Genomic DNA, 24,561 nt, shown 5'->3' with positions numbered 1-24,561 from the left:
CTCCGTTTTTTGCACGGCCCAAGGTGGGGTACCCTGAGACGAAGCAAAAAGACTCCTCATTTCTATGCAGATACCGATAGGATTTATGCAAGATTGGGATTGTAAGCCGTGCGCGTGCGCAAAATCGGCGCGAGGACGTCTGGAGGTGGCTCGGCTCCCAGGCCTTGCGCGTGCAGAACGGTTAAAATCGGGACTCGGTCTTAGTTTTGCTTGGAAGGATGCACATGGCTTCTGTAATCGATGCTTCTCTAGAGGAGACGCTCTCCTATATCGCGGGACAGCTTAAGACACTGACTTCTATTGCTTCGCCGACGGGCTATACCCGTGCGGCGACTGATTATCTGATGGAGACCCTGCGCGATATGGGGTTTGGGCCTGAGCGTTCCAATAAGGGTAACGTGCTCGTTGAGCTTGGTGGCGAGGGTGAGCCGCTCGTACTGGCGAGCCATGTCGATACCCTGGGCGCCATGGTGCGTTCCATTAAGGACAATGGTCGCCTGCGCCCCACGACGCTCGGCGGGCATCAGTGGTCTACGGCCGATGGCGAGAACTGCACCGTCTACACGCGCGACGGCAATGTCTACACGGGCGTGGTCCTCAATACCGAGCCTTCGGCGCATGTGGCCGACGAGCCGGTCAAGACCATCGAGAAGAACATGGAAATCCTGCTCGATGAGAATGTCGACAGCAAGGACGATGTGCTTGAGCTGGGCATTCAGACCGGCGACATCATCGCTATGGATCCGCGTACCACGGTGACGGAGAGCGGCTACATCAAGAGCCGCTTCCTGGATGACAAGCTGTCGGCGTCGATTCTGCTGGGTCTGGCCCGCGCTGTTGCTGACGGCGAGGTGTCGCTTTCGCGCAAGGTGTCGCTGCTCTTTACCGTGTACGAGGAGGTCGGCCACGGCGGTGCTTTCGTGCCGGCCGACACGCGCGAGATGATCAGCGTTGACATGGGCTGCGTGGGCGACGACCTGGGCTGCACCGAGCGCATGGTGTCGATTTGCGCCAAGGATTCGGGCGGTCCGTACAACTACGACCTGGTAACCACGCTGTCCAACATCGCGCGCGAGCTGGAGCTCGATTACGCCATCGATGTGTATCCGCACTACGGCTCGGACGTTGAGGCCACGCTCTCGGCCGGCTACGACATCCGTCACGGCCTGATCGGCCCCGGCGTGTACGCGAGCCACAACTACGAGCGCAGCCACATCGACGGCGTGCGCAATACCTACGAGCTGGTCCGCGCCTACGTACAACGCTAGCGATGCAGCGGCCTCGGCTGATACGGCAGTACCGACCGAGGCCGTCCTCTCTAAGTTGCGGTGAAATAGGGACTGTTTGGCGGTTTTAAACGCTTAAACAGTCCCTATTTCACCGCAATTTATGAAGGGGATGGGGCTACTTAAGTGCGCCGGTCACCGTGCCGCCGCCCAGGACGACGTCGCCGCGGTAGACGACGACGGCCTGGCCGGGGGCGATGGCTCGTTGCGGCTCGTCAAAAGTTAGCAGCATTTGCCCGTCTTCGTCACGCGTAAGGGTCGCTGCCTGGTCTTTCTGACGGTAGCGGTACTTGGCACCTACGCGAATGCCGCCGGCATCCAGCTCGGCCTCCATGCGTGCGTCCGGCGCGCTCCAGATCCACTCATCGGCCGTGAGGGCAGCGGCGGTCAGGTCCTCGGCCTCGCCCAGATGCACGGTGTTGTTAGCGGCGTCGACGCCCGCCACATACACGGGATGCGCCATCGCGACGCCCAGGCCCTTGCGCTGGCCGATGGTATAGCGCAGCGCGCCGTTGTGGCGCCCGACCACGCTGCCATCGCGCCATACGATGTCGCCCGGTGCAGCGGGATGTCCGCAGCGGCGCTCGATATAGCCCGCGTAGTCACCGTCTGGAATAAAGCAGATATCCTCGCTTTCGGCCTTCTTGGCGTTGGCAAAGCCCTGCTCGGCGGCAATCCGGCGCACGTCGCGCTCTTTGTCCAAGCCTGCCAGCGGAAAGATTGTGCGTGCCAGGCGCTCTTGCGTGAGCGAATACAAAAAGTAACTCTGGTCCTTTTTAGGGTCCTCGCCGCGGTGCAGCCGCCAGGTGCCGTCGGATGCCTGACTCGTTTTGGCGTAGTGACCTGTGGCGACGTAGTCGCAGCCCATGTCCAGCGCCGCATCGAGCAGCGCGCCAAACTTAATGTGGCGGTTGCAGATGATGCACGGGTTGGGCGTCAAACCCTCCTGATAGGCAGTCACAAATCGCTCGATAACATTGCGGTCGAAGGTCTGCTGCAGGTCGAGCACATGGTGGGGTATCCCCAGGCGCTCGGCGACGGCCTTTGCATCGGCGATGTCGCGGTCGACTTTGCTCATACCCGTTGCAGGATCGGGCGCGGGGCAGGTGAGGCGCATGGTGGCACCGACGCATTCGTAGCCCTGGCGCTTGAGCAGATACGCGGTCACGCTGGAATCGACGCCGCCACTCATGGCGACGAGCACGCGCTTGTTGTGCATGGGGAGGTTCTCCTTGGTGGCATGTGGCCAAAAAAGAAAAGCGGCGCGGGAGGCTGGTTCCGCGCCGCAGACATTGTAGCAAGTTCGGACGTCTCGTGGGACACCCTGATTGGATGGGCTCAGGCTGCCGGGAGAGAGGAGACCGGCTCGTCCCTGGGCTCAACCTATGGGCGACAGACCTTAGTCCTGGAACAGTGCCGTGGACAGGTAGCGCTCACCGGTATCGGCGAGCAGCGCCACGATGGTCTTGCCCTCGTTCTCGGGGCGCTTGGCCAGCTGCAGTGCGGCCCACACGGCGGCGCCGGACGAAATGCCCACGAGCACGCCCTCCTTGTGGCCCACGGCGCGGCCGGTGGCAAAGGCGTCGTCGTTCTCGACGGGGATGATCTCGTCGTAGACCTGGGTGTCGAGGACGTCGGGCACAAAGCCGGCGCCGATACCCTGGATCTTGTGCGGGCCGGCCTGGCCCTTGGAGAGCACCGGGGAGGTGGCGGGCTCGACGGCGACGACCTGAATCTCGGGGTTCTGCTCCTTGAGGAACTCGCCCACGCCGGTCACGGTACCACCGGTGCCGACGCCGGCGACGAAGATGTCGACCTTGCCGTCGGTGTCGTCCCAGATCTCGGGGCCGGTCGTGGCCTTGTGAATGGCAGGGTTGGCGGGGTTCACAAACTGGCCGGCGATGATGCTGTTGGGTGTCTCCTTCTGCAGCTCCTCGGCCTTGGCGATGGCGCCCTTCATGCCCTTGGATCCGTCGGTGAGTACGAGCTGTGCGCCATATGCCTGCATAAGCTTGCGGCGCTCGACGGACATAGTCTCGGGCATGGTGATGATCACCTTGTAGCCGCGAGCCGCCGCCACCGAGGCGATGCCGACGCCGGTGTTGCCGCTCGTGGGCTCGATGATGGTGTAGTCGCCGCCGCGCACGAGCTTGCCGGCTTTCTCGGCCTCGTCGATCATGTTCTTGGCGACGCGGTCTTTGACGGAGCCGGCGGGGTTGAAGTATTCCAGTTTGACAAGCACGCGGGCCTTGAGGTTCTCATCGGCCTCAAAGTGAGTGAGCTCCAGAAGCGGAGTGTGGCCGATAAGCTGATCGATGGACGTGTAAACATTGCTCATGGTGAACCTCCAAAGTGTTCAAATGCCTGGATACCGTGTGGTTTTACGGTGTGTGTGGCAGCGAAACCCACAAACCTTATGGGTTGTTCGTTTTGCTGTTGGCAAGCATAGTAGACAGTAAAGCCTAGTAACACAATAGGAAATAGAAGATTATTACGAGTCGATTAACCAGCTTGACGGGAATAGGTATTTTCAAAACCAATTTTTCGGCTAGAATTTCTACGAATTAAAAGACCGAAAGGCAGCTATATATATGTTGGTTTCCACAAAGGGCAGATATGCCCTGCGCGTTATGGTCGACCTGGCCGAGCACCAGGCGGCGGGCCGTATTCCCCTCAAAGAGATCGCCGCGCGTCAGGGGATTTCGGAGAAATATCTGGAGAACATTTTGGCCACGCTCGTCCGCGCCAATATGCTCTCGGGCATGCGCGGCAAAGGCGGCGGCTATGTGCTCACGCGCCCGCCCGAGCAGTACACGGTGGGCGAGATCTTGCGCCTGACCGAAGGCAGTCTGGCACCGGTCGCATGCCTGGACGGCGACTGCAAGGGCTGCTCGCGTTCGGACGAGTGCCCCACGCTCGACGTGTGGAAGAACCTGGACAAGCTCATTAACGACTACCTCGACGGCGTGACGCTCGATACGCTCGTCGCCCCCAACGAGGGCTACGACTACGTCATCTAGCCGCACCTGCCATTTGGGGACGGGGTAGAAATGGTCGATTTTCTTGCCCTCTGAGGCTTGGTAAATGACAAGGCCGCCCATCGTTGCGATGGACGGCCTTCGTTTTGGCATGTTGTGGCGGTCCGTATCCGGTCGCATTAGTTCCTGGCGATGCTGTCGAGAATGCTGCGCATAATGGATACCACGATGCTGCCCATAAAGGCCGATCCAAAGCTGGCAATGGAGATACCCGCGCCCAGCAGATTGACCGACAGGTAGCTGGCCAGCTCGAGCATAAAGCTGTTGACTACGAGCTGAAAAATACCAAGCGTGATAATAGTGAGCGGCAGCGAGATGACCGTCAGGAACGGCTTTACGAGCGAGTCGACGATGTTGAGGAACAGTCCCACGAAGGCAAAGCAGACCCAAGCCTCGGCAAAGCCGAAGGGTTGGATACCGGGGACGAGGAACGTGGCGATCGCGATGGCGATCGAGGTGAAGAGCCAGTTAAGCATAAAGCGCATGGCGTGAATCCTTTCTTGCGCCGGGGTTGCTGGCGTCGCGTGAAGCGGCTTGCGGCGGCGACCTGGATGGTTGCGCGGGCGTGCCGCGGTGTTTGGGCGCCCATTGTCTCAAATATTCGTGGAGCTTACGTGCGCATACGGTTTCTGAACGGCGTTCGTCCTGAAAAACGCGCCGCTGGCAGAGAGTCTTGTCGCTTTAGTTTGGTGGTGTGCTAAACTGCTACGGGCAAAAGCCACAGGCGTTGCCCTATTGCATAGAACGGGCGAACGATGCCCGATGTCAGTATCAACTTCGATGCCTTTTGGCGGGTTTGGCGGTGATCGATGAATATCGAGAACATGTTTGACAAGCCTGATGTCAAGCAGCTGGTCCACGCATTTAGCCTTTTGGACGACGAGAAAGATATCCAAGCGTTTTTGACCGATATCTGCACGCCGCGCGAGATTTGCGATCTATCGCAGCGTTTGCAGGTCGCGCGTTACCTGGACGAGGGCGAGCCCTATGTCGAGGTTCAGGCGCGTACCGGCGCGTCGTCCACCACGGTGAGCCGTGTGTCCAAGGCGCTCAACGGCGAGTACGGTGGCTACCGCAAGATCCTCATTAAGCTGGAGGATGGCGAGTAGGCCGCGCCAAAAACGAATTGTGCAAAACCGCTCCTCCGGGGGCGGTTTTTTGATCCCTTGGGGACGGAGGAAAACGGATCACCGGGTTAGACTGACCCTCTCCATGATCCGTTTTCCTCCGTCCCCAAGGGATCAAATCTGTTGGCGTGGGGCAAATCTGTCCGCTTGGGCGGGTAGGATGGATGCATTGATTATTGCGAACAGTTTGAGCGGAGGACCATGCCTGTTCGAATCTATACCACCAATGCCGGCACGGATTTGAGCGATGCCGAGTCGGCGTTGCTTGCCGATCTTATTGCCCGCCACGGGCGTGCCGTGTTGCTGGCACCTACGTTTGCCGAGCTCGACCTGTGCCGTCATGATGCGGCGGAAGCCGGCGTTTCGCTGGGCATCGACTACAAGACGCCTACATCGTGGCTTCGCTCGCTTTGGGAGCTTTTGGGCGACGGGCGAGGTTTTGTCGACAACCTGCAGCGCCAGATGCTGTTCTCGGACATGGTCACGCGTCTCGACGATGCCGACCTGCAGCCGCTTTCGCGCAGCCAGGGCACGGTGCGTATGCTTGCGCGCATGGCCCGCGATGTGCTGCCGGGTGTGGCGGGGACGACGGCCGAGCGATGCCGTGGCAACAATTGCCAGCCTGAGCCAAAAAGCGATGCCGAGGCTCGTGTGTTCGAGCTTTTGCGTGCCTACGCGGGCGGTTTGGACCGTCGAGATATGGTCGAGCCCTGCGAGGCAGCTGACATTATAGCCGGTGCCCTGGCCGATAACCTGCCGGCGTGCGCCCGCGCCGTATGCGTGCGCGGTGTCACGTCGTTTACGCACGGCCTGCTCGAGCTGCTGTCTGCCGTGGCGAACAATGGGGGAGAGGTCGTCGTGCTGCTTGCCCGCGAGCAGGCGGCGATGCGCGAGGAGCTTGCCGCGGCATTTGATGCCCGCGGCGTGCTGTTTGAGGTCGGGCCGCTGGGGGAGGGTGTCGGCGCGTCTGATGCCGCTTGCGGGACCGCCGCTCAGCCTGCCTTTATTGAGGTCGCCGGGCCCCATGCCCGTGCTCATGTCTATGCGGACGCCGTCGATAAGTTGGTGAAAGCGCACAAGGAGTCCAAGGCCGATAAAGCTACTGCAATGCCCACCGACCCCGTGCGCGTGCTCGTCGTTTCTGCCCGGGCACCCCAGCTGTTCGGTGAGCTCGCCTCTCGTCTGGCGGCTCGCCATATCGCTGCCGAGACAACTGAGTTCACGGCGTTTTCCCAATCCATTGCGGGCAGGCAGTTTGCGGCGCTTGCCGGCCTGATCGAGCGCATGAAGGCCGCCGATGAGGGCACGGCGTCAAAGACCGAGTGGTGGCCCGCGCCGGAGCTTACCGACTGGATCTACAGTCCGCTTTCGGGCGCTGATGCCGTCAATGCCCGTGCCTTCGATAAGAATATGCGTCTCTCGCGCAGCAAGACTACCGCGAGCGTTAAGAGCCTGCTGCAGAGTGTCCAAGGCCAGGTGAGGGGCGCGCGCAAGGCGGCGAGCGACGACAACTGGTTTAAGAACGTACCGTGTGTGGTTTCGGACGTGTTCCAGGCGCTGTGGCGTGACAAGCCCGTGACGGCGCTCAAGGCCATGCTTGCCGTTGCCGAGGCGTTGCCCGATCGCGCCCTTGGAGGCCTTGACGGTCAGGCTCGTCGCCAGGCGGAGGTGGCCTTGCTGCGCCACGTCATCGACATCCTTATGAATGGCGCCCGCGTGCTCGACGTGTCGCAGGCCGCGACCGTGCCCGTGCTCGATGGCATTCGCACCAAGGTGGACAAGCGTAGCACCGCCTACGATTACGAGACCTACGAGGTTGACCGTGCGCCACGTGCTCAGGTTCGTTTTGCTTCGCTTGCCGATGCGGCAGCTCTGCGCCCCGGCAGCTACGATGCCGTGCTGTTTGCCGATGTCGATCTGGACAGCTATCCGCTCTCGCACGAGGAGGGGCCGCTGGCCACGCTGACGGCGAGCCTTGGTCGCGAGGGCGTGACGCTTGAGCCCGCGGCCTTGCTGCGCGCGCGCTTTGGCCACGCGATGCAGGCGTCACGCGGCCCGGTTACGCTCGCCCGTGTGACCCACGATCGCCAGGCGCGCGAGTGCTATCCGGCTGCCGTGTGGACCGAGTTGCGGGCGCATGCCGAGGCTGACGGCGCTAAGATCGCTGACGACGCTAAGACCGCTGGTGACGCTAAAGCCGCTGGCGCCGACAAGGCGAAGTGCGTGGGTGAGGGCGATATCGTAAGGGACTTCGATCCCGCGGCAGGCGAAGGTCTCAAGCGCGAGCGCGTGGCCTGTGAGGCCCCTCAGCATCTGAGTGCCGAGGCCGTGCCGTATCTGGTCCTGCGCCGTCGCGATGGCGAGGGCGAGGACGCGCCGCTCGTGCCGCGCCTGACGTCCGCCTCGCAGGTTGAGGCCTATTCCACCTGCCCGCTGTGCTGGTTCGTGTCGTATCGCGTCAAGCCCCAGTCCATCGACGCGGGCTTTGGGAACATGGAGAAGGGCAACTTTGTCCACGACGTGCTGGAGCATCTGCATGCCCGTCTGCCCCAAGAGGGCATGGAGCGCGTGACGCCCATGAATCTGCCTCGGGCACAGGAGCTGCTGAGCAAGGTCTTTGACGAGACCCTGGCCGAGCATGCCGGCAAGCGCGGTACCGAGGGTCCGCTCGTGCCGCTTTCCCCGGTGGAGGAACGTCAGGTGGCCGAGATTCTGCCGCAGTTGGAAGGCGTGCTCGCCTACGAGTCCGAGACACTTGCCCCCTTTGCGCCACGCTACCTTGAGTTCGCCTTTAATGAGCTTAGGGTCGAGTATGCCGGTTGGCCGCTCGGCGGACGCATCGACCGCGTGGATGTGGACGCCGAGAACCGCGCCGTGGTAATCGACTACAAGCATCGTTCGGGTGTCGAGGAGTTTAAGCTCGCCGACCCCACGGTGCGCGACGAGGAGTCGGGCGAGGCCCCCATCGACGACCCGCGCTGGCTGCCGCCCCATACCCAGACACTCATCTACGCGCAGGCCATGCGTCGGGCGTTGGGCCTAGATACCCGTGCTGCGCTCTATTTTTCGACCAAGGGCGGCAAGCCCGCGCTGCGCGGCGCGGCGAGTGCCGAGTTGCTCGAGGAAGAGCGCGGCGACGGTCGCATTCCGGGCCTTAAGAAGGGCTTTCCGGGCGAGGGCGGCAACATGGACTTCGATGCACTGCTCGACCGCGTGGAGGCCGGCATCGCCGAGCGCTTGCGCGAACTCGAGGCGGGCAACGTCGCCGCCGTCGACCCGACGTCGGCGCAGGCCGAGCATGCGCGCTGCTCGTATAACCACGAAGGAACGTTTGTAAGGAGGGACGTGTAGACCATGGATCTTTCGACCTTGATGCCGCAACAGCTGCAAGTCGTCAAAACGCTCGACCGTCCGCTGTTTGTCTCGGCGGGTGCCGGCTCGGGCAAGACCTTTACCCTCACGCGCCGCATTGTCTATGCGCTCTCGCCCGAATCCGGTCCGTTTGTCGAGCATCTGGATCAGGTGCTCGCCATTACCTTTACCAAGGACGCCGCGGCTGAGATTCGCGACCGTGTGCGCCGCGCGCTTATCGACGAGGGGATGGACGAGGAGGCCCTGACGGTCGACGACGCTTGGATTTCGACCATCCACGGTATGTGCTCGCGTATCCTGCGCGCGCATGCGCTGGAGTTAGGCATCGACCCCGAATTCACGGTGCTTACCGATACCGATGAGCTTATGGATCAGGCTGTCGAGCATGTGCTGGGGCGCGCGACGGCGCCCGATGCCGCGCCCGAGCTCGCCGCTTCGCTTAAGGCCCTCTACGCTTGGTATCCCATGGCGGGCGAGGGTGGGACGTTTGGCGCCGGTACCACCATCAAAGGCCTGGTGCGCGACCTGCTGGAGCTATCGAGCCAGCTTCCGGGCGGCATGGACGATGTGCGCGTTGCGCGTGGCCAAACCGACACCTCGGCGCTTGCCGATGCCTATCGTGCGGCGTTGGGTGCAAGCAAGGCTGCGACCGAGAAAGCGCAGGCGGCACTCGACGCCATCGACGCGTTTGAGGCGAGCGGCAAAACCATGGAGGATGCGGCGCGACTCATGATGTCGTGCGGCATGCCTCGGGCGAGCAAGGCGTTTCCTAAGGAGCAGGTGGAGCTACTCAAGGCCGAGGCGGCCGATGCGTTTATCAATATCGTGCTTGCCTGCGGCGGTCCGGCGCTCGATGCGCTGGTGGCGCTTGCCCGTGCTGTGGAGGCGGAGTACCGTGCGCTCAAGGCCGGCCAGTCCGCGCTCGACAATAACGATCTGTTGCGCATGGCATACGAGGCGCTGCGCGACTACCCGTCTATTCGAGCTGCCTACGAGGGCCGCTTTAAGATGGTCATGATCGATGAGTTCCAGGATACCGACCAGATGCAGGTCGATTTGATTCGCTATCTGACGGGCGAGGGGGAGTGCGCGCTGTGCACCGTGGGCGATGCGCAGCAGTCGATCTACCGCTTCCGCGGTGCCGAGGTCGAGGTGTTCCGTCGCCAGGAGCGCAAGGTGGGTTCGACGGCGGCGTCCGAGACGGTCACCACGTCCGATGCCCCCGCCGGCGAGCTCGTCAAGCTTGTCCGCAACTTCCGCAGCCACGACGAGGTGCTGCGCTACGTGGCGCGCGTCTTTGACGGCGACACCGGTGGTTTGATGCAGGGGTTCTTGGATCTTGAACCGAGCGACGAACGCGAGGACAAGCTCAAGGCAAAGGCTTCGCGCCGCCAGGCGGTCTTCGTTGCCGGTGGCAGCACGCAGGAGCGAACGCAGGCGAAAGCTCGTGCGATTGCCGAGCGGTTCCAAGCGCTCGTCAAAGCGGGGCAGCCCCAGGGCAGCATGGTCCTGCTGCTGGGCCGCATGACCAACGCCGATGTCTATGCGCAGGCCTTCCGCGACCAAGGGCTCGACTGCGTGATCGCAGGCGGCTCGGTCTTTGCCCAGGCTGCCGAGGTGCAGACGGTGCGCGCTCTGGTGTGCGCGCTCGCCAATCCGGTCGATACGGCGCAGGGCCTTATGCCACTGCTCGCCTCGCCGATGTTTGCGCTCGGCGCCCAGGAGTTCCTGGCGCTGGCGACCAAGCTGGACGACCAGACGGGGGAGACCTCGCGCCGCAACATCGACGTGGGCATCATGAGCGATTCCGATGTGCCGGGTTTGCAAGACTTGCCGCTCGTGACGCGCGCCCGCGAGGTGCTGCGGTATGCGCTTCGTCGCGTGGGCCGCGATTCGTTCGCCGCCATCGCGCGCGATACTGTCAACGCTTCCGGCTGGTTTGTGCGTCTGGCACAGCGTGGTCCCGAGGGCAAGGCCATTGCCGCCAACGTGCTTAAGGCGCTCGATGCCGTGGCCGAGGCGGAGGCCGAGTTCGGTAACTCGCCGCGTTCCATTGCGCTTGCCTTCGACCGCTTCTTGGCGGGCAAGGAGGCCCCAGGCGCCCTCAACGAGGAGGGCGACGGCGCGGTGCGCATCATGACGGTGCATGCCTCCAAGGGCCTGGAGTATCCGGTCGTGGCGGTTGCGGAGTGCTTTGGCGTGCGTAAGTCCTCGGGTGCGGCTCAGATGGGGCGTGTCGAGGGTGGAGCGCAGGTCGTGGCGCTGCCGGCACGCTTCGACGGCGTTAAACTCGCGGACGGCACGTTCGTAAAGGGCGATGACGTCAAAAAGCAGTTTGAGCATGCGTTTAAGGGTAAGGGCACGTCGCTATGGTTGCCGCCGGAGCTCATGGAGGATGTCTGCGCGACGGGTTCTCCCGCCGAGGCATTCGTTCGCCTGCGCAACGACGACCTGCAGCTTTCGCTCGAGGAGCGGGCTCGCTTGCTCTATGTCGCCATGACGCGAGCGCGCGAGCTGGTCATTCTGGCGATGGATGTCGGCGTGAGCCGCGGCAAGGTGACGGCGCCGACCTTCGATGTCGAGACGGATCTGACCTACGACGTGCTGCGCCGCATCCTGCCGACCGACAGCCTGGACATACCGCAGCTCGATAGCGACCGTTTGGTGTTCGACAACTCCAAGCCGGGCGACTACGAGCTCATCTCGCTGGCGGACTTTACGTTTGGCGAGCAGGCGTTTGAGGTCAACGCTTCGCTGGATGTCGAGGGCAGGCTTGTCCGCGGCGATGCGGAGCCGGAGGGTGCCGGTGCGGATGCCCACGCCGCTGTTCCCGGTCCAGCCGACCCCGAGCCCGATGCGTTTGAGCTCGTGTATCCCCAGGCGGTGGGCGTGCGCATGGGCACCTGCCCGTATCCGGCGCGCGATTCGTACAGCTACTCGTCAATTGCCGCGGCGCTGCATGCCGAGTCCGAGGACCGAGCCGCCGAGGCGCATGTGCCCATGGACGAGGCTGGCGATGATGCGGAGTCGGATGGTTCCGAGATGACGGATGCAGGCGTGGCCGCCGTTGAGCCCGCCGGCAACCCCATGGCGCTGGGCTCGGCGTTCCATGCCGCCTGCCAGTGGCTGATCGAGATGGGTGCCGATGCGCTGCCCGCCGAGCGTGCCGACGGCCTGGCTCGCCTGTGGCGCCTGACGCCGGAACAGCGCGAACGCTTCGACGTTGCCCTGGATCGCTGGCTCAAGTCGGCGGTCCGTGCCGAGCTGCTTGCCTGGCCGTGCGTTCGCGCCGAGGTGCCGTTCTTTTCGCTGGGCTGCGAGGATGAGGACATCGCTCGCTACGGTGCATATGCCGAGGGCGCCATCGATGCTTTGGCGACGAACCCGGCGGATTCGTCACGCGCGCTGGTCATCGACTACAAGACGGGCGGCACACCGGACGAGACGCCGGAACAGCTGCAGGAGAAGCACGCCTTGCAGGCGCGCGTTTACGCTGATGTTCTGCACAAGGCGGGCTTTGAGGCCGTGACCGTCAAGTTCGTCCGCGTGGAGCAAGTCGACCCCGCCAACCCGTGCGAGCCTCAGGTGGTCACCTACAGCCTCTAGCCCTCAATAACTTGCGGTGGAATACGGACTGTTTTGGCCAAAAAAGCCGCCAAACAGTCCGCATTTCACCGCAACGCATGGGAGAGCCTGGGGCGGTACAATGGCTCGAACGGTTCAAACGAATAAGGAGCCATCATGCAGCTCGCCAAAACGCTTAAGGTGACGCCGGAGGAGCTTTTTGACGCTCTGGCGGGGTCCATCATACAGGATATCGAGAACGCCACGGGCAAGCGTCCCAGCCGCAACAAGCTCAACGGCTATAAGTACGAGAAGCGCGCCCAGTCCGCAAAAGGCAAGGCCAAGGGCATGGCGATCAAGGTTAAAATCAAGCACTTTGACTACCCGTGTCTCTATGAGGTCCGTTTTCAGTATGCGGCGGGCATCAATACTATGCGCTATGAGGCTGCACCTGCTGGCGATGGTGCCTGCGAGCTCACCTATACCGAGGATTTTCAGGGTGTGGGTGGCAACACGTCTGGCACGCGCGGCAAGCTCGGCCTCTTCTTCTATGAGCGCAAGCTCAAGAGCCACGCCAACCAGACGATTGATCAAATCGTCAAATACATCGAGGGTGAGCGCCGCGTAAAGGCTAATCCCGCCTTCGCCGATGATACTGCCGAAAACGCTTCGGATGTATTCCATTGATACCCTGTGCAAAAGCTTTACCGCTCTTCACATCAACTGTGAACACTTCAGGCTTCGAGTCAGTAGCGAGCGGCCCGACAAAAGTAGTTGATGGAAGTGCCAAATGAATAAGAATGCCGCTACGCAACTGCACATCTATTCCGCCTTTTTCGTTCTCGCGGGATTTGTTTTAAATCGGGGAGTGTTTCTACTTTTCCTTGCGGAGAAAGGAATGTCTGTCACGGAAATCGCGCTTTATCAAGCCCTGTTTAACATTACAACGGTCGTCCTCGAGCTGCCAACAGGGCTGATAGGCGATTTCTTTGGAAAGAAGTTTTCGATTCAAGTGGGCGTGCTGCTGCTTTTCTTCCATACGGCTGGCATGCTGTTGCTCTCAGGTCCCTTTCTTGTCGTGCTTTCCCTTGTTGAGGCACTCGCCTACTCCCTTCAATCGGGATCCGAACAAGCACTTTTATATGAAATTGCCCGGAATGCCGGTCAAGGAGAGCGTTTCCTCACCATCAACGCTCGGCTGCTTGCCGCGCAATCAATCGCGACGGGAATGGCGATTGTGCTCGGATCTTTCATTGCCCAAGTATCTTGGAGCGCCCTCTACGTATGTGTCTCCGTTTTCTATCTCCTGCAGCTTTTCCTTCTGTATCCCATTGAGAGGACGGAAGCGACCCGTTCTGAAAGCTCTGAAAAGGGAAGGTTTGACGCGGCCAAGATGTTCAGACGCGAAACCTGGCGTGTTGGAGAATCCGCTTTTGCGGTATTGCTTCTTCTAATCGGCACAAGCATGCTCGATGGATTCTATGGGAGTTATTACAACTTGAATCAGTTGGTATTCGACGCATTTGATGCTCCCGTCTCCATAATAGGAATCTTTTTCGGTGCATCCTATGCAGTAAATGCGACGGCCTACATTGCAGCAGATTTCTTCTCATTGCGTTTCGGGAAAAGAAATACCATGCTCGGCTCGATGCTAATCGAGGCTGGCCTTTTCATGATTCTTCCGTGGTTCGCTTCAAATCCGCTGTGTTTGTTTGGCCTTAGCATGGTGCTTTGTTTTCTCCCAGAAGTGGTGTACATCACTTCGGAAAACTTAATCCAAGACGCGATAGCGGACGATCTCCGCGCGACGATCCTTTCCGTCGCGTCTCTGGTAAGGGCTCTCTTTTCTGCAGTGTTTTTCTCCATATTTGGACATGTGTTGGGGTTATATCCCATTCAGATAGCGCTCGGTATTATTGGTGCAATCGCGATAACAATTACCGCCGTTGTTTCATTAAAAATGGTTGGAATACAGGTCTCCAAGAATTGATATATCGATTGACGAGCTATCCGAAGCGTCGAGCCTTCTTGATGGACATGACTATTCGTCACAAATCATTCCGCGCATCGCCGGGGTTCCAGTAATACTCGATATATCTGGATGCCCTCATTCCCCTTTTTGAAGGTCCCAAATTGACTACCCGTGTTGGTTTGGCTAGGTTCGGGTGCTATCCGCGCCGTGCGGTAAAATCGTTCAGTCAGAACACGAACCCGCATCGGAGCTCATCACATGGCATTCGTCCATCTGCACAACCACACCGTTTTCTCCATGCTCGACGGCGCAACCCGTATCCAGGATATGGTCAATCGCGCCGTAGAGCTGGGCATGCCCGCCGTCGCCATTACCGACCACGGCTACATGTATGGCGTGCCCGACCTGGCGCTGGCCTGCGACGCCGTCAACCACAACACGCCTGAGTACAAAACCTGGAGTCACGACAAGGCCTTTTTGGAAAAGGATCGCCGCGACGAGCTGGTGGAGCCCGATCCCGAGGAAAACCCGCGCGAGCATGCCCAGTATGTGAAGGACATGGCCATGTGGGACGAGAAGGGCAACATCGACGAGCTCAAGCCGCCTCTGGTCATCAAGCCCATCTTTGGCTGCGAGGTCTACTTTACGCCGGACGAGACCCTTGCTCGCGACCATAAGCCCGAGCTCTACCACATGATCCTTCTGGCCAAGGACCAGGAGGGATACGTCAACCTGATGCAGACGGTCTCCGAGGCAGCCGTGCAGGGCTTTTACTACAAGCCCCGCGTGACGCTCGACAACCTGCGCCGCCACGCCAAGGGCATGATCTGCACCAGCGCCTGCATCGCGGGCATCATTCCCAAATACATCGACCGCGGTGACATGGAGGGCGCCATCAAGTGGGCCGAGACCTTCCGTGATACCTTCGAACCTGGCGACTTTTATATCGAGATCCAGGAACACGGCATCACCACCGACAACGGCCTGACCGATGAGCAGATGGACCGCACGCTCATCGACATCGCCAAGCAGGTAGGCGTCAAGGTCATCGCCACCAACGACTTCCACTACCTGCGCCGCGAGGACGCTCCCGTGCAGGACGTCATCATGTGCATCGGCATGAACGCCAAGGTCGACGACCCCAACCGCATGCGCATGACTGGCTCGGAGTTTTACATGAAGACCGAGGAGGAGATGCGGGCGATGTTCCCGTATTGCCCCGAGGCCTGCGACAACACGCTCGAGATCGCCGACAAGTGCTACGTCGAGCTGGACTGGGACTCCATCATCCTGCCGCGCTTCCCGTTGCTCGACCCCGGCGAGACGCACGAGAGTCAGTTCCGCCGCGAGTGCGAGAAGGGCCTGCGCCAGCACTACGGTGACGACTGGGCCACGCGCGAGATCGGTGGCGTCAACATCAAAGAGCGCTTTGAGTACGAATACAAAGTCATCTGCGACAAGGGCTTTGCCGCCTACTTTTTGATTGTTGCCGAGTACGTGCAATGGGCCAAGGACAACGGCATCGGCGTCGGCCCCGGCCGTGGCTCGGCTGCCGGCGCTATCGTCGCCTACGCCATGAACATCACCGCGTTCGATCCGCTCGAGAACGGCCTGATGTTCGAGAGGTTCCTGTCCCCGCAGCGTACCGAGATGCCCGATATCGATATGGACTTCGACGATGAGCGGCGCCTCGAGGTCGTGGAGCACGTTCGCCAGCTCTACGGCCCCGAGAAGGTCACCCACGTCATCACCTACTCGACCATTAAGGCCAAGCAGGCCATCAACGACGCCGCTCGCGTCCTGGACTACCCGGTCTACATGGGCCAGCGTCTGTCCAAGATGGTCTCGAGCGACCCCAAGGTCAAGCTCAAGCAGGTGCTCGAAAAGCAACCCGGCAAAGAGGACCTGTTTAACCCCGATTTTGCCGAGGCATATAAAAAGGACGACGACGCCCGCCGCATCATCGACACGGCGCTCTCAATCGAGGGCCTCACCCGTGGCGAGGGCGTGCACGCGTGCGCCGTTCTGATCTGCCGCGACCCCGTCAACGAGCACGTGCCCACCAAGCTCGACACCAAGGGCGGCGTCGAGATTACCCAGTACGAGGGCCATACCGTTGCCGACATGGGCCTGCTCAAGATGGACTTCTTGGGCCTGCGCACGCTGACTGTTATCTCCAAGGCCAAGGCAAACATCAAAAAGAACTTCGGCATCGACATCAAAGAGGAAGAGATTCCCTTTGACGACCCCGAGATCTTTAAGCTCATGGGTTCCGGCCACACCGCCGGCGTCTTCCAGGTCGAGTCCGCCGGCATGACGGCCACGATCAAGAACATGAAGCCCACCGAGTACAAGCACGTCGTAGCATTGATCGCCCTGTACCGCCCGGGCCCGCTGGGCGCCGGCATGGTTTCGTCCTACATCAACCGTATGAACGGCAAGGAGCCGGCGGTCTCCTACGACGACCGCCTGGACGACATCCTGGGCGAAACCTACGGCACCATGGTCTACCAGGAGCAGGTTATGCTCATCTCCGTCGAGATGTGCGGCTTCTCCAAGGGCGAATCGGACTCGCGTATCCGTAAGCCCGTGGCTAAGAAGAAAATCAAGCTGCTCACGTCGACGGTGCTCCACTGGGAGGATGGCTCCGACGAGACCACCTACGACCACTGGATGAACGGCGCCATCAAGAACAACTATACGCGCGAGGTCGCCCAGAAGATTTGGGACGATGTTCTCGAGTTTGCGTCCTACGCCTTCAACAAGTCGCACTCCGCCGGCTACGCCATCCTGGTTATGCAGACGGCGTGGCTCAAGGCGCACTATCCGCACGAGTACATGGCGGCCGTTCTGACGTCCTATACGGGCAAGACCGACAAGATCGTGCACTACGTCTCGGCATGCCGTCACGACGGCATCCCCGTGCTGTCGCCAGATGTCAACGAGTCCGGTACCGAGTTCACGGCTACCAAGGAGGGCGTGCGCTTTGGTCTGGCCGGCATCCGCGGCGTGGGCACCGGCGTGGCGCAGGCGATTATCGCCGAGCGCGAGGCGGGCGGCCCGTTTAAGACGCTGCACGACTTTGTCGAGCGCGTGGACTCGAGCCAGGCCAACCGCCGCGTGATCGAATCGCTCATCAAGGCAGGCGCCTTCGACTCCACGGGGTATCCGCGTCGCCAGATGATGCACTTTGTGGATAAGAACAACCCCGAGAACATCATCGATGCCGCGGTGAAGCGCCAGAAGGATCGCGCGAGCGGTCAGACGTCGTTCTTCGACATGTTTGGCGACGTTGAGGGCTCGGGCTTTGAGGTGAGCGTGCCCGATCCGGATGGTCAGGAGTGGGACCGCCACCTTAAGCTGAGCCAGGAGAAGGAGGTTCTGGGCATCTATGTCTCGGACCACCCGCTGCGCCCGTTTGAGTATGCACTAGCCAAGGCGCGCGACTTCTCGTTCTCGCAGATCGATACCGGCTACGAAGTTCAGAATCCTACGGGCGGCACCATCAACCAGGAGATTCCCGAGGGCAAGGCGCTGTGGTGGGCCGGCATGGTCTCGAGCGTGTCCAAGCGCGTGACCAAAAACGGTGACCCCATGGGCATCGTGCAGCTCGAGGACATGGAAGGCGAGGCCACCGTCGTCGTGTTCCCCAAGACCTATAAAGAGGCCGAGGGGTACCTGTACGGCGAGGTCGATCCCGAGACCGGCGCGCAGCTGTCCGATGCCTTTGTGCGCATTAAGGGCAAACTCGAGCGCTCGGACCGCGGCGACCAGATCATCGCGCAGGAGATCGTGCCGCTCGAGCTCAACGAGGAGAACAACAAGCCCAAGGTGTTTGAGGTCATGGTGCCCAACAGCCGCTTTAGCCAGGGCAATATGGCGCGCCTGGCCACGGTGCTCACCGCCAACCCGGGCGGCGACCGCGTGGAGATCTTTATCGAGCAGGTGGACGGGCGCGTGCTGCGTGCCGAGGTACCTGCCAAGGTCAACGCGCGTTCGATTCCGCTGCTGGCCGAGGCCAAGGCCATTGTGGGTAACCAGGGTCGCGTGACGGTGATCTAAGCTACCCCGGGTGAGATTGGAGGAAGTGATGGCGCAGGGGACGTTTGTGCAGGCGCTTCGCAAAGAGGCGGCGTTGAGCGGCACCTTTATGAAGGGGCGTTCGCTCATGCTCAACGGCGCCGTGCTGTCGATCGAGGACAGCGGCTCGCGCTTCTCCAAAAACGTGACGGTTGAGGGCTCGGTGCGCGGTTCGCGTGGCGACCTGTACAAGACGCACGTGGCGCTCGACATGGACGAGCACGAGGTGATCGACTACGACTGCGATTGCCCCGCCGCCTATCGTTACCCCGGTATGTGCAAGCACGCTATTGCCACGGCGCTGGCGTATTTGGATGCCAGCGGCGCCGAGCCCGTCGAAGGTTTGCGCACGCCGGTTCGCACGTTTACGGCGCAGTCGAAACAGCCCGCGCGCACCGCACCCAAAGCGCCGGCCGTCAACCCCAACTTTCCCTTTCCGGCGCCCGTCCCCACGAGCCCGAGCCTTGTGGCGGCGCTCTCCGATCTTTCGGACGCGCGCATGGATGAGCTGGCGAGCATGCGCCGCAAGCTTGCCGGTGCCGTTGATCCCGACGCCCCCAAAGCGGCATTGGAGCCCTCGTTGGTGCCGTACTACAATCCGCTGTTCGCTGACCGCTTTAGCTGGGCGCTCGAGTTCCGCATTCGCTGTGGATCGGTCTCCTACGTGGTCAAGGACATCGACGGCATGGCCGATGCCTACGTGCGCGGCGGCACGTTCTCCTATGGCAAGAAGCTCACGTTTGTCCATTCACCTGAGGCCTTTGACGAAACATCGGCAAAGCTGCTCAACCTTGTTGTGACGACAGTTGCCTATCTCGATGACATCACAAGCTCACGTTCGGCGTCGTACGACTTTGCCCGCAGCGGTTTTGTTGCCGAGCGTCAGTTGCCTCTGTCCGAGCATAGCATCGTATATGTGCTGGACCTGCTGCGCGGCCAGACCATCTCCTTTGAGCCCGCCTGGTCGCGGGGGATGACGACGCATCGCACCTACGACGTGGCGGTTGAGCTGTCTCCGCAAGGGGAGGACGAGGCATCCGCTAAGCGCCCACCGCTGCTTGCCGCCAAAATCGCGCCGGCGGCTGGTGGTAGCTATGACCTGCGCCTGCCCGCCGATATGTACTGCTTTGCGTCGGGCGATGCTGCCTACTTGGTTGACACGCGCCGCGCGCGCCGTACCGACGCTGCATTTGCTCAGCATGCCGCACCTTTTTTGTCGCGCTTGCTGCCGTGCCGCACGCCCGCCCATATTGCCGCCGAGCAGGTGGGTGAGTTCTGCCGTATGGCGCTGCCCATTTTGCGCGACTACACCGACCTCACCGCGCCCGCCGCGCTCGATACCGTGGCACCCGAGCCGAGCTTTGCTATGGCGATCGGTGTCGACGATGGGCTCGTGACCTGCAAAATTACGGTTACCTACGGCGATTGGTCGGCGGATCTCTTTAGCCTGGGCGCTCCGGGCAGCCCCTTCGAAGAGCAGCGCCCCGGTGTGCCGCCCCGCGACGAGGTGGCGGAGTTTCGCGTTATGGATACGGCGGCCCTGTACTTCGATTTCTACGAGGGCGGTCTGGCGTTTGAGGAGCGCGATGACGCCCGCTTGTTCTGCCTGCTGACCGAGGGCCTGTCCGCCCTGTCCGAACTGGGTGAGGTCATGCTCAGCGACCGTCTGCGCCAGATCTCGGTCCGCCCCGCGCCCAAGCTCTCGGTTCGTGCGACCGTTAAGAGCAATCTGCTCGATGTCGAGCTGGGCGCGAGCGGGCTTTCGGCCGCGGACCTTGCCGTCTATCTCGATTCGTACAAGCGCCATCAAACGTTTGCGCGCCTTACGTCCGGCGACATCATTCGCCTGGACGAGGGGGCGCGCGCCGCGTTTGGCCTTGCCGAGGACCTGGGTGTCGATGCCGTCGACCTGCTCGACGGCGTGTCGCTTCCCGCGTCGAGCACCTTGTTCGTCGACAGCATGCTCGCACGCACGCCGGCGCTCGAGGCCGATCGCGACGCTGCGTTCCGCCGTACCGTCGAGCGCCTGGACACGCTCGGCAAGATGGACTTTACGGTGCCGGCATCGCTCAAGGCAACGATGCGCGGCTACCAGGTCGACGGATACCAGTGGCTCGGCTCGCTCGAACACCTGGGCCTTGGCGGCATCTTGGCCGACGACATGGGCCTGGGCAAAACGCTCCAGATGATTGCGCATATTCTGGCGCGCGTGGAGGCGGGGGACACCAAGCCCACGCTCGTGGTATGCCCGGCCTCACTCGTGTACAACTGGACTGCCGAGCTGGAGCGCTTTGCCTCGTCGCTCGATGTGTGCGCCATTGTGGGCGCCAAGGCTCAACGCCGCGTGCAGATCGCCGGCGTGGCCGAGCATAGCGTGGTCGTGACGTCGTATGACCTTATGCGGCGCGATATCGACGAGTACGTCGAGCAGGATTTTGCCCGCGTGGTGCTCGATGAGGCACAGTACATTAAAAATCCGCTCACGCAGGTGGCGCGCGCCGCCAAGCGCCTGCCTGCCGGCGTGCGCTTTGCCCTGACGGGCACGCCCATCGAAAACCGCCTGTCCGAGCTCTGGAGCATCTTCGACTTTTTGATGCCGGGCCTTTTGGGGACGCGCGAGTCGTTTGCCAAGCGCTTTGAGAGCCCCGTCGAGCATGCCGAGGGCGATAGCGCCGCTCGCCTGCAGGCGCTCGTGTCGCCGTTTGTGCTGCGCCGTGTTAAGGAAGACGTGGTGGCCGACCTGCCCGAGAAGATCGAAGACACCGTCATGGCGCAGCTTACCGGCGAGCAGCGCAAGCTCTACCTGGCCAACCAGGACCGCATCGCCCAGCAGGTGCAGCACCGCGAGGCTGGGGAGTTTAAGAAGGACAAACTCAAGGTGCTCGCCGAGCTCACCAAGCTGCGCCAGATCTGCTGCGACCCGCGTCTACACTACGAGGATTACAAGGCGGGGAGCGCCAAGCTCGATACGTGTATGGAGCTCGTGCACGGCGCACTCGACGGCGGGCATCGCATCCTGTTGTTCAGCCAGTTCACGGGTATGCTCGATATCATCGGTAAGCGCTTGGCCAGGGAGGACATCGCCTTCCTTAAGCTCACGGGCGCTTCGTCTAAGGAGAGCCGCGCCAAGATGGTCGCGCAGTTCCAAGCGGGCGAGGTTCCGGTCTTTTTGATTTCGCTCAAGGCGGGCGGCGTGGGCCTCAACCTGACGGCGGCCGACGTGGTCATCCACTACGACCCGTGGTGGAACGTGGCGGCGCAGGACCAAGCGACCGACCGCGCGCATCGTATTGGCCAGCAACATACCGTGACCGTGTACAAGCTCATCGCCAAGGACACGATCGAGGAACGCATCATGCAGATGCAGGAGTCCAAACGCGACCTGGTCAACAGCGTGCTCGGCGGCGACGGCATCTCGTCGGCGCTGTTTACCCGCGAAGATGTTCTGGCACTGCTGGGCGGCGACGGGCGCTAACCCGCTCGGGTGGGGCCGCCAGGGCGGATGGCACACGCTGCCCCATCGTCCCCGCCCGTTATGTGTTCATTTGCAATGCCGTGGATGGTTTGTCTGCCTTTGGGCATAAGAACCATTAAGAACATTGGCACATCAGCAAAGGAGAACATCATGGCGAAATTCTTTAAGGACCCCAATGGCAAGCTCATTGCCGCCCTGGGCAACGACGTTGCAACCCCTGCCGGTTGCACGGAACTGACCGCAAACACTGAGGACGCGGCGCACGAGAAGCACGTGCCTGTTGTCGAGACCGAGCGCGACGGTCACGTGATTCGCGCACGCGTGGGCTCGGTCGAGCACCCCAGCCTGCCCGAGCACTATATTGAGTGGATCGCCCTTGAGGCCGAGGGCCGCTTAGAGGTCCATTACCTTGAGCCCGGCATGAAGCCCGCGACGTTTTTTGCCGGCGGTTCCAAGACCGGTACCGTCTATGCCTACTGCAACCTGCACGGGCTGTGGTCCGCGACATTCTAGGAGCGCGCCCCCGCTCGGGGTATCATAGCTAGCATATGCACATGCGAGCGCCGACTGCATTATGCGGCCGGCGCTTTTACTACGATTTCGATGGTTTACGACGGAAAGGGCTGAGCCATGAAGCTCGCGCTTGCACAGATCGATATGCGCCTGGGTGATATTGAGGGCATTTGCGGCCGCATCGAGGACCAGGCTCGTCTGGCCCACGAGCGCGGGGCACGCGTGCTGTGCGTTCCGGCTCCGCTCTTTATGGGCGCCATGCCCGGGGGCCTGGTGGGCACTGCCGACTTTGAGCACGACATGCTTGCCGGCTTGACTGGTGTCGCCGAGCGTATCCAGGAGCTTGACATGATCTGCATCGTGCCCGCGGCGGTTTCGTTTGAGGGCCAGCCGCTGCTCGACTACATGATGCTCAAGGACGGTCATGTGGTGCCGGCACGTTCGAGCATTGCCCTGCAGCGTGGTGAGAACAACGACACGCGTTGGGCGCCGCCGGTGTTCGACGTGGACGGCGTGCGCATTGCCGTGATTTTTGACTTGGACCGCGAACTCGAGATGTTGCCGACCGGTGTTGACCTCATTGCGTATTTCCAATTCAATGCGTTTGACATGACCGACCGCGAGACTGCCGCCATTGCCGCCGTTCGCAGCGGCGCCTACCGCAAGATCGCATCCAAGCGCAGCGTGTGGTTTGCCTGCATGGCGCCGGTCGGTGCCTATGACGAGTCGGTGTATACCGGCGGTTCGTTTGTGCTCGACGACTGCGGTCGCGTGGTGGCCCAAGCGCCGTGTTTTGAGGAGAGCCTGCTGGTTCAGGAGATTCAGCGCGGCGTGATGCTCGATGCCCTGGAAGATCACGAACTGCCCGAGTTCCGTTCCGAGGAGTGGCTGTGGCAGGCGCTGGTGCTCGCCGTGCGCGACAACGCCCGGGCCCACGGTGCGTCGCGCGCCGTGGTGGCACTCGAGGGCGACTTGCCGTCGTCCCTGCTGGCGGCGCTGGCCGTCGACGCTCTGGGCCCACGTAATGTGATTGGCCTGGTGCTGGGGCGCAACCGCATCTTTACGCCGGCGCAGGAGGAGGCCGAGGCTGCTCGCTGTGCCGCCGTTCGCGCCATCGCCGAGCGCCTGCATATTCGCACGGTTGAGCGCGATGCGCCGGATGCCGCGCGCGTGCTCGACCGCGATGTGTCGGCGGGCGACGCCGAGCGCCTGCGCTCTCGCACGCTGGGCCTCATGCTGGAGGACACGGCGCTCGAGTTGGGTGCGATGGCGCTGAGCCCGCTGTCCAAAACCGAGTACGCACTGGCGGCGCCGGCGCTTTGCGGCGGCTACCAGGGCGATTATGCGCCCTTTGGCGATGTGTACCTGTCGACGCTTGAGTTTGTGGCGCGCGTGCGCAACCGCACGTCTGCCGTGGTGCCCCAAGAGCTCGTGACGCTCAACGCGGTGGAAGATTGTATGGAGCGAGTGCTGGCGCAGGCGCTCTCGACGCTCGACGGTCCGGTCGATATGCTCGACCGCGCGGCACAGCTGCTCGGCGGGGTCGAGCCGGGTGAGATCGATGGCGCGCTTGAGGCGCACGTGGACCGCAATCGATCTTTCGACGACATCCCGATGGCCGCTGGCAAGCCTGAGGCCTGCTCGCTGCTGCTGATGCTCGTTCGACAGGGTGAGGCTGCCCGCCGCATGTTGCCGACGGCGCCGATCGTTTCGTCCCGTTCGTTTGCCGAGCGCTCCTGGCCGTACATGCTCGCGTGGTCCGACCTGGGGCTTAACGGCAAGGAGCGTATGACGGTCGATTCGCTGGCGCGCGCCGAGGTGCGCCGTTTTGCTGACGAGGATACTAGTGAGCGCGTGCGAAACGAGATGATGGGCGTGCTGGGCGAGCTACTGGGTATTTCGCCCGAACAAATGGAGGAGTTGCGCTCTGAAGACGGTCAGCGTCGTTTACACGAGGGAATGAAAAAGTTCGAGGGCGAGGTTCAGGACGCCATCGATAAGATGATGGGCGGCCAGGGTGGCCCGCAGGGTGGGCCCCAGGGTGGCCCGATGCCGCATCCGCCGGTTGATCCCCGACAGTTCCCATTCTTCTCGCAGAACTAAACTGGGGATGGGATTCGCTCTCAACCCCGAT

Annotated in this window: 14 protein-coding genes; 11 read left to right on the top strand and 3 right to left on the bottom strand. The window is 61.8% G+C overall.

Features of this window, described 5'->3' with window-relative positions; all coding sequences use genetic code 11:
* Positions 1–224 precede the first annotated feature (224 nt).
* Positions 225–1,268: a M42 family metallopeptidase gene (locus AAAX32_RS04985; protein ID WP_250787427.1), complete on the top strand. Its 1,044-nt coding sequence runs from the start codon at positions 225–227 to the stop codon at positions 1,266–1,268.
* Between the two features lie 136 nt (positions 1,269–1,404).
* Here AAAX32_RS04985 and mnmA read toward each other — a convergent pair whose 3' ends face one another.
* Both mnmA and cysK read right to left on the bottom strand, forming a co-directional pair.
* Positions 1,405–2,628 carry a tRNA 2-thiouridine(34) synthase MnmA gene (gene mnmA / locus AAAX32_RS04980; protein ID WP_349100197.1) on the bottom strand — a complete coding sequence of 408 codons (1,224 nt, stop codon included), beginning with the start codon at positions 2,626–2,628 and terminating at the stop codon, positions 1,405–1,407.
* Between the two features lie 57 nt (positions 2,629–2,685).
* Positions 2,686–3,624 carry a cysteine synthase A gene (gene cysK / locus AAAX32_RS04975; protein WP_349100165.1) on the bottom strand — a complete coding sequence of 313 codons (939 nt, stop codon included), beginning with the start codon at positions 3,622–3,624 and terminating at the stop codon, positions 2,686–2,688.
* 253 nt (positions 3,625–3,877) lie between these two features.
* Between cysK and AAAX32_RS04970 the strand changes: the two genes are divergently transcribed.
* Complete coding sequence (locus tag AAAX32_RS04970; protein WP_117583966.1) at positions 3,878–4,306, top strand: Rrf2 family transcriptional regulator; 429 nt, start codon at positions 3,878–3,880, stop codon at positions 4,304–4,306.
* A 137-nt stretch (positions 4,307–4,443) separates the two neighbouring features.
* Here the strand turns inward: AAAX32_RS04970 and AAAX32_RS04965 are convergent, their stop codons facing one another.
* Entirely contained in the window at positions 4,444–4,809 is a 366-nt protein-coding gene (locus AAAX32_RS04965) for a phage holin family protein (RefSeq protein WP_349100164.1), read from the bottom strand.
* A 324-nt stretch (positions 4,810–5,133) separates the two neighbouring features.
* Here AAAX32_RS04965 and AAAX32_RS04960 point away from each other — a divergent pair, with 324 nt between their 5' ends.
* The 9 genes from AAAX32_RS04960 to AAAX32_RS04920 all read left to right on the top strand — a co-directional run bounded on the left by AAAX32_RS04960 (position 5,134) and on the right by AAAX32_RS04920 (position 24,530).
* A complete protein-coding gene (locus AAAX32_RS04960; protein WP_022094855.1) occupies positions 5,134–5,433 on the top strand; it encodes a YerC/YecD family TrpR-related protein in 300 nt (99 codons plus the stop codon).
* 219 nt (positions 5,434–5,652) lie between these two features.
* A complete protein-coding gene (locus tag AAAX32_RS04955; RefSeq protein WP_349100163.1) occupies positions 5,653–8,802 on the top strand; it encodes a PD-(D/E)XK nuclease family protein in 3,150 nt (1,049 codons plus the stop codon).
* A gap of 3 nt (positions 8,803–8,805) precedes the next feature.
* Complete coding sequence (locus tag AAAX32_RS04950) at positions 8,806–12,429, top strand: UvrD-helicase domain-containing protein (RefSeq protein WP_349100162.1); 3,624 nt, start codon at positions 8,806–8,808, stop codon at positions 12,427–12,429.
* Between the two features lie 135 nt (positions 12,430–12,564).
* Positions 12,565–13,074, top strand: a complete 510-nt coding sequence (locus tag AAAX32_RS04945; RefSeq protein WP_349100161.1) for a DUF3284 domain-containing protein — start codon at positions 12,565–12,567, stop codon at positions 13,072–13,074.
* Between the two features lie 103 nt (positions 13,075–13,177).
* A complete protein-coding gene (locus AAAX32_RS04940) occupies positions 13,178–14,377 on the top strand; it encodes an MFS transporter (protein WP_349100160.1) in 1,200 nt (399 codons plus the stop codon).
* A 240-nt stretch (positions 14,378–14,617) separates the two neighbouring features.
* Positions 14,618–18,421, top strand: a complete 3,804-nt coding sequence (dnaE, locus tag AAAX32_RS04935) for a DNA polymerase III subunit alpha (RefSeq protein ID WP_117716861.1) — start codon at positions 14,618–14,620, stop codon at positions 18,419–18,421.
* Positions 18,422–18,449: 28 nt separating this feature from the next.
* The gene (locus AAAX32_RS04930; RefSeq protein WP_349100159.1) at positions 18,450–21,914 is read left to right on the top strand and encodes an SNF2-related protein; all 3,465 of its coding nucleotides are present in this window, start codon (positions 18,450–18,452) and stop codon (positions 21,912–21,914) included.
* 150 nt (positions 21,915–22,064) lie between these two features.
* On the top strand, positions 22,065–22,427 hold the full coding sequence (locus AAAX32_RS04925) for a desulfoferrodoxin family protein (RefSeq protein WP_349100158.1): 363 nt from the start codon (positions 22,065–22,067) through the stop codon (positions 22,425–22,427).
* A 117-nt stretch (positions 22,428–22,544) separates the two neighbouring features.
* Positions 22,545–24,530 (top strand): hypothetical protein, encoded by a 1,986-nt coding sequence (locus tag AAAX32_RS04920; RefSeq protein WP_117637342.1) that lies wholly within the window; start codon positions 22,545–22,547, stop codon positions 24,528–24,530.
* The last annotated feature ends 31 nt before the right edge of the window (positions 24,531–24,561 follow it).

Origin of the sequence: Collinsella sp. CLA-ER-H3 (genome assembly GCF_040092425.1) — a bacterium.
Lineage (GTDB): Bacteria > Actinomycetota > Coriobacteriia > Coriobacteriales > Coriobacteriaceae > Collinsella.
The sequence above is the reverse complement of the archived record's forward strand: the minus strand, read 5'-3'. Positions and strand labels throughout refer to the sequence as shown.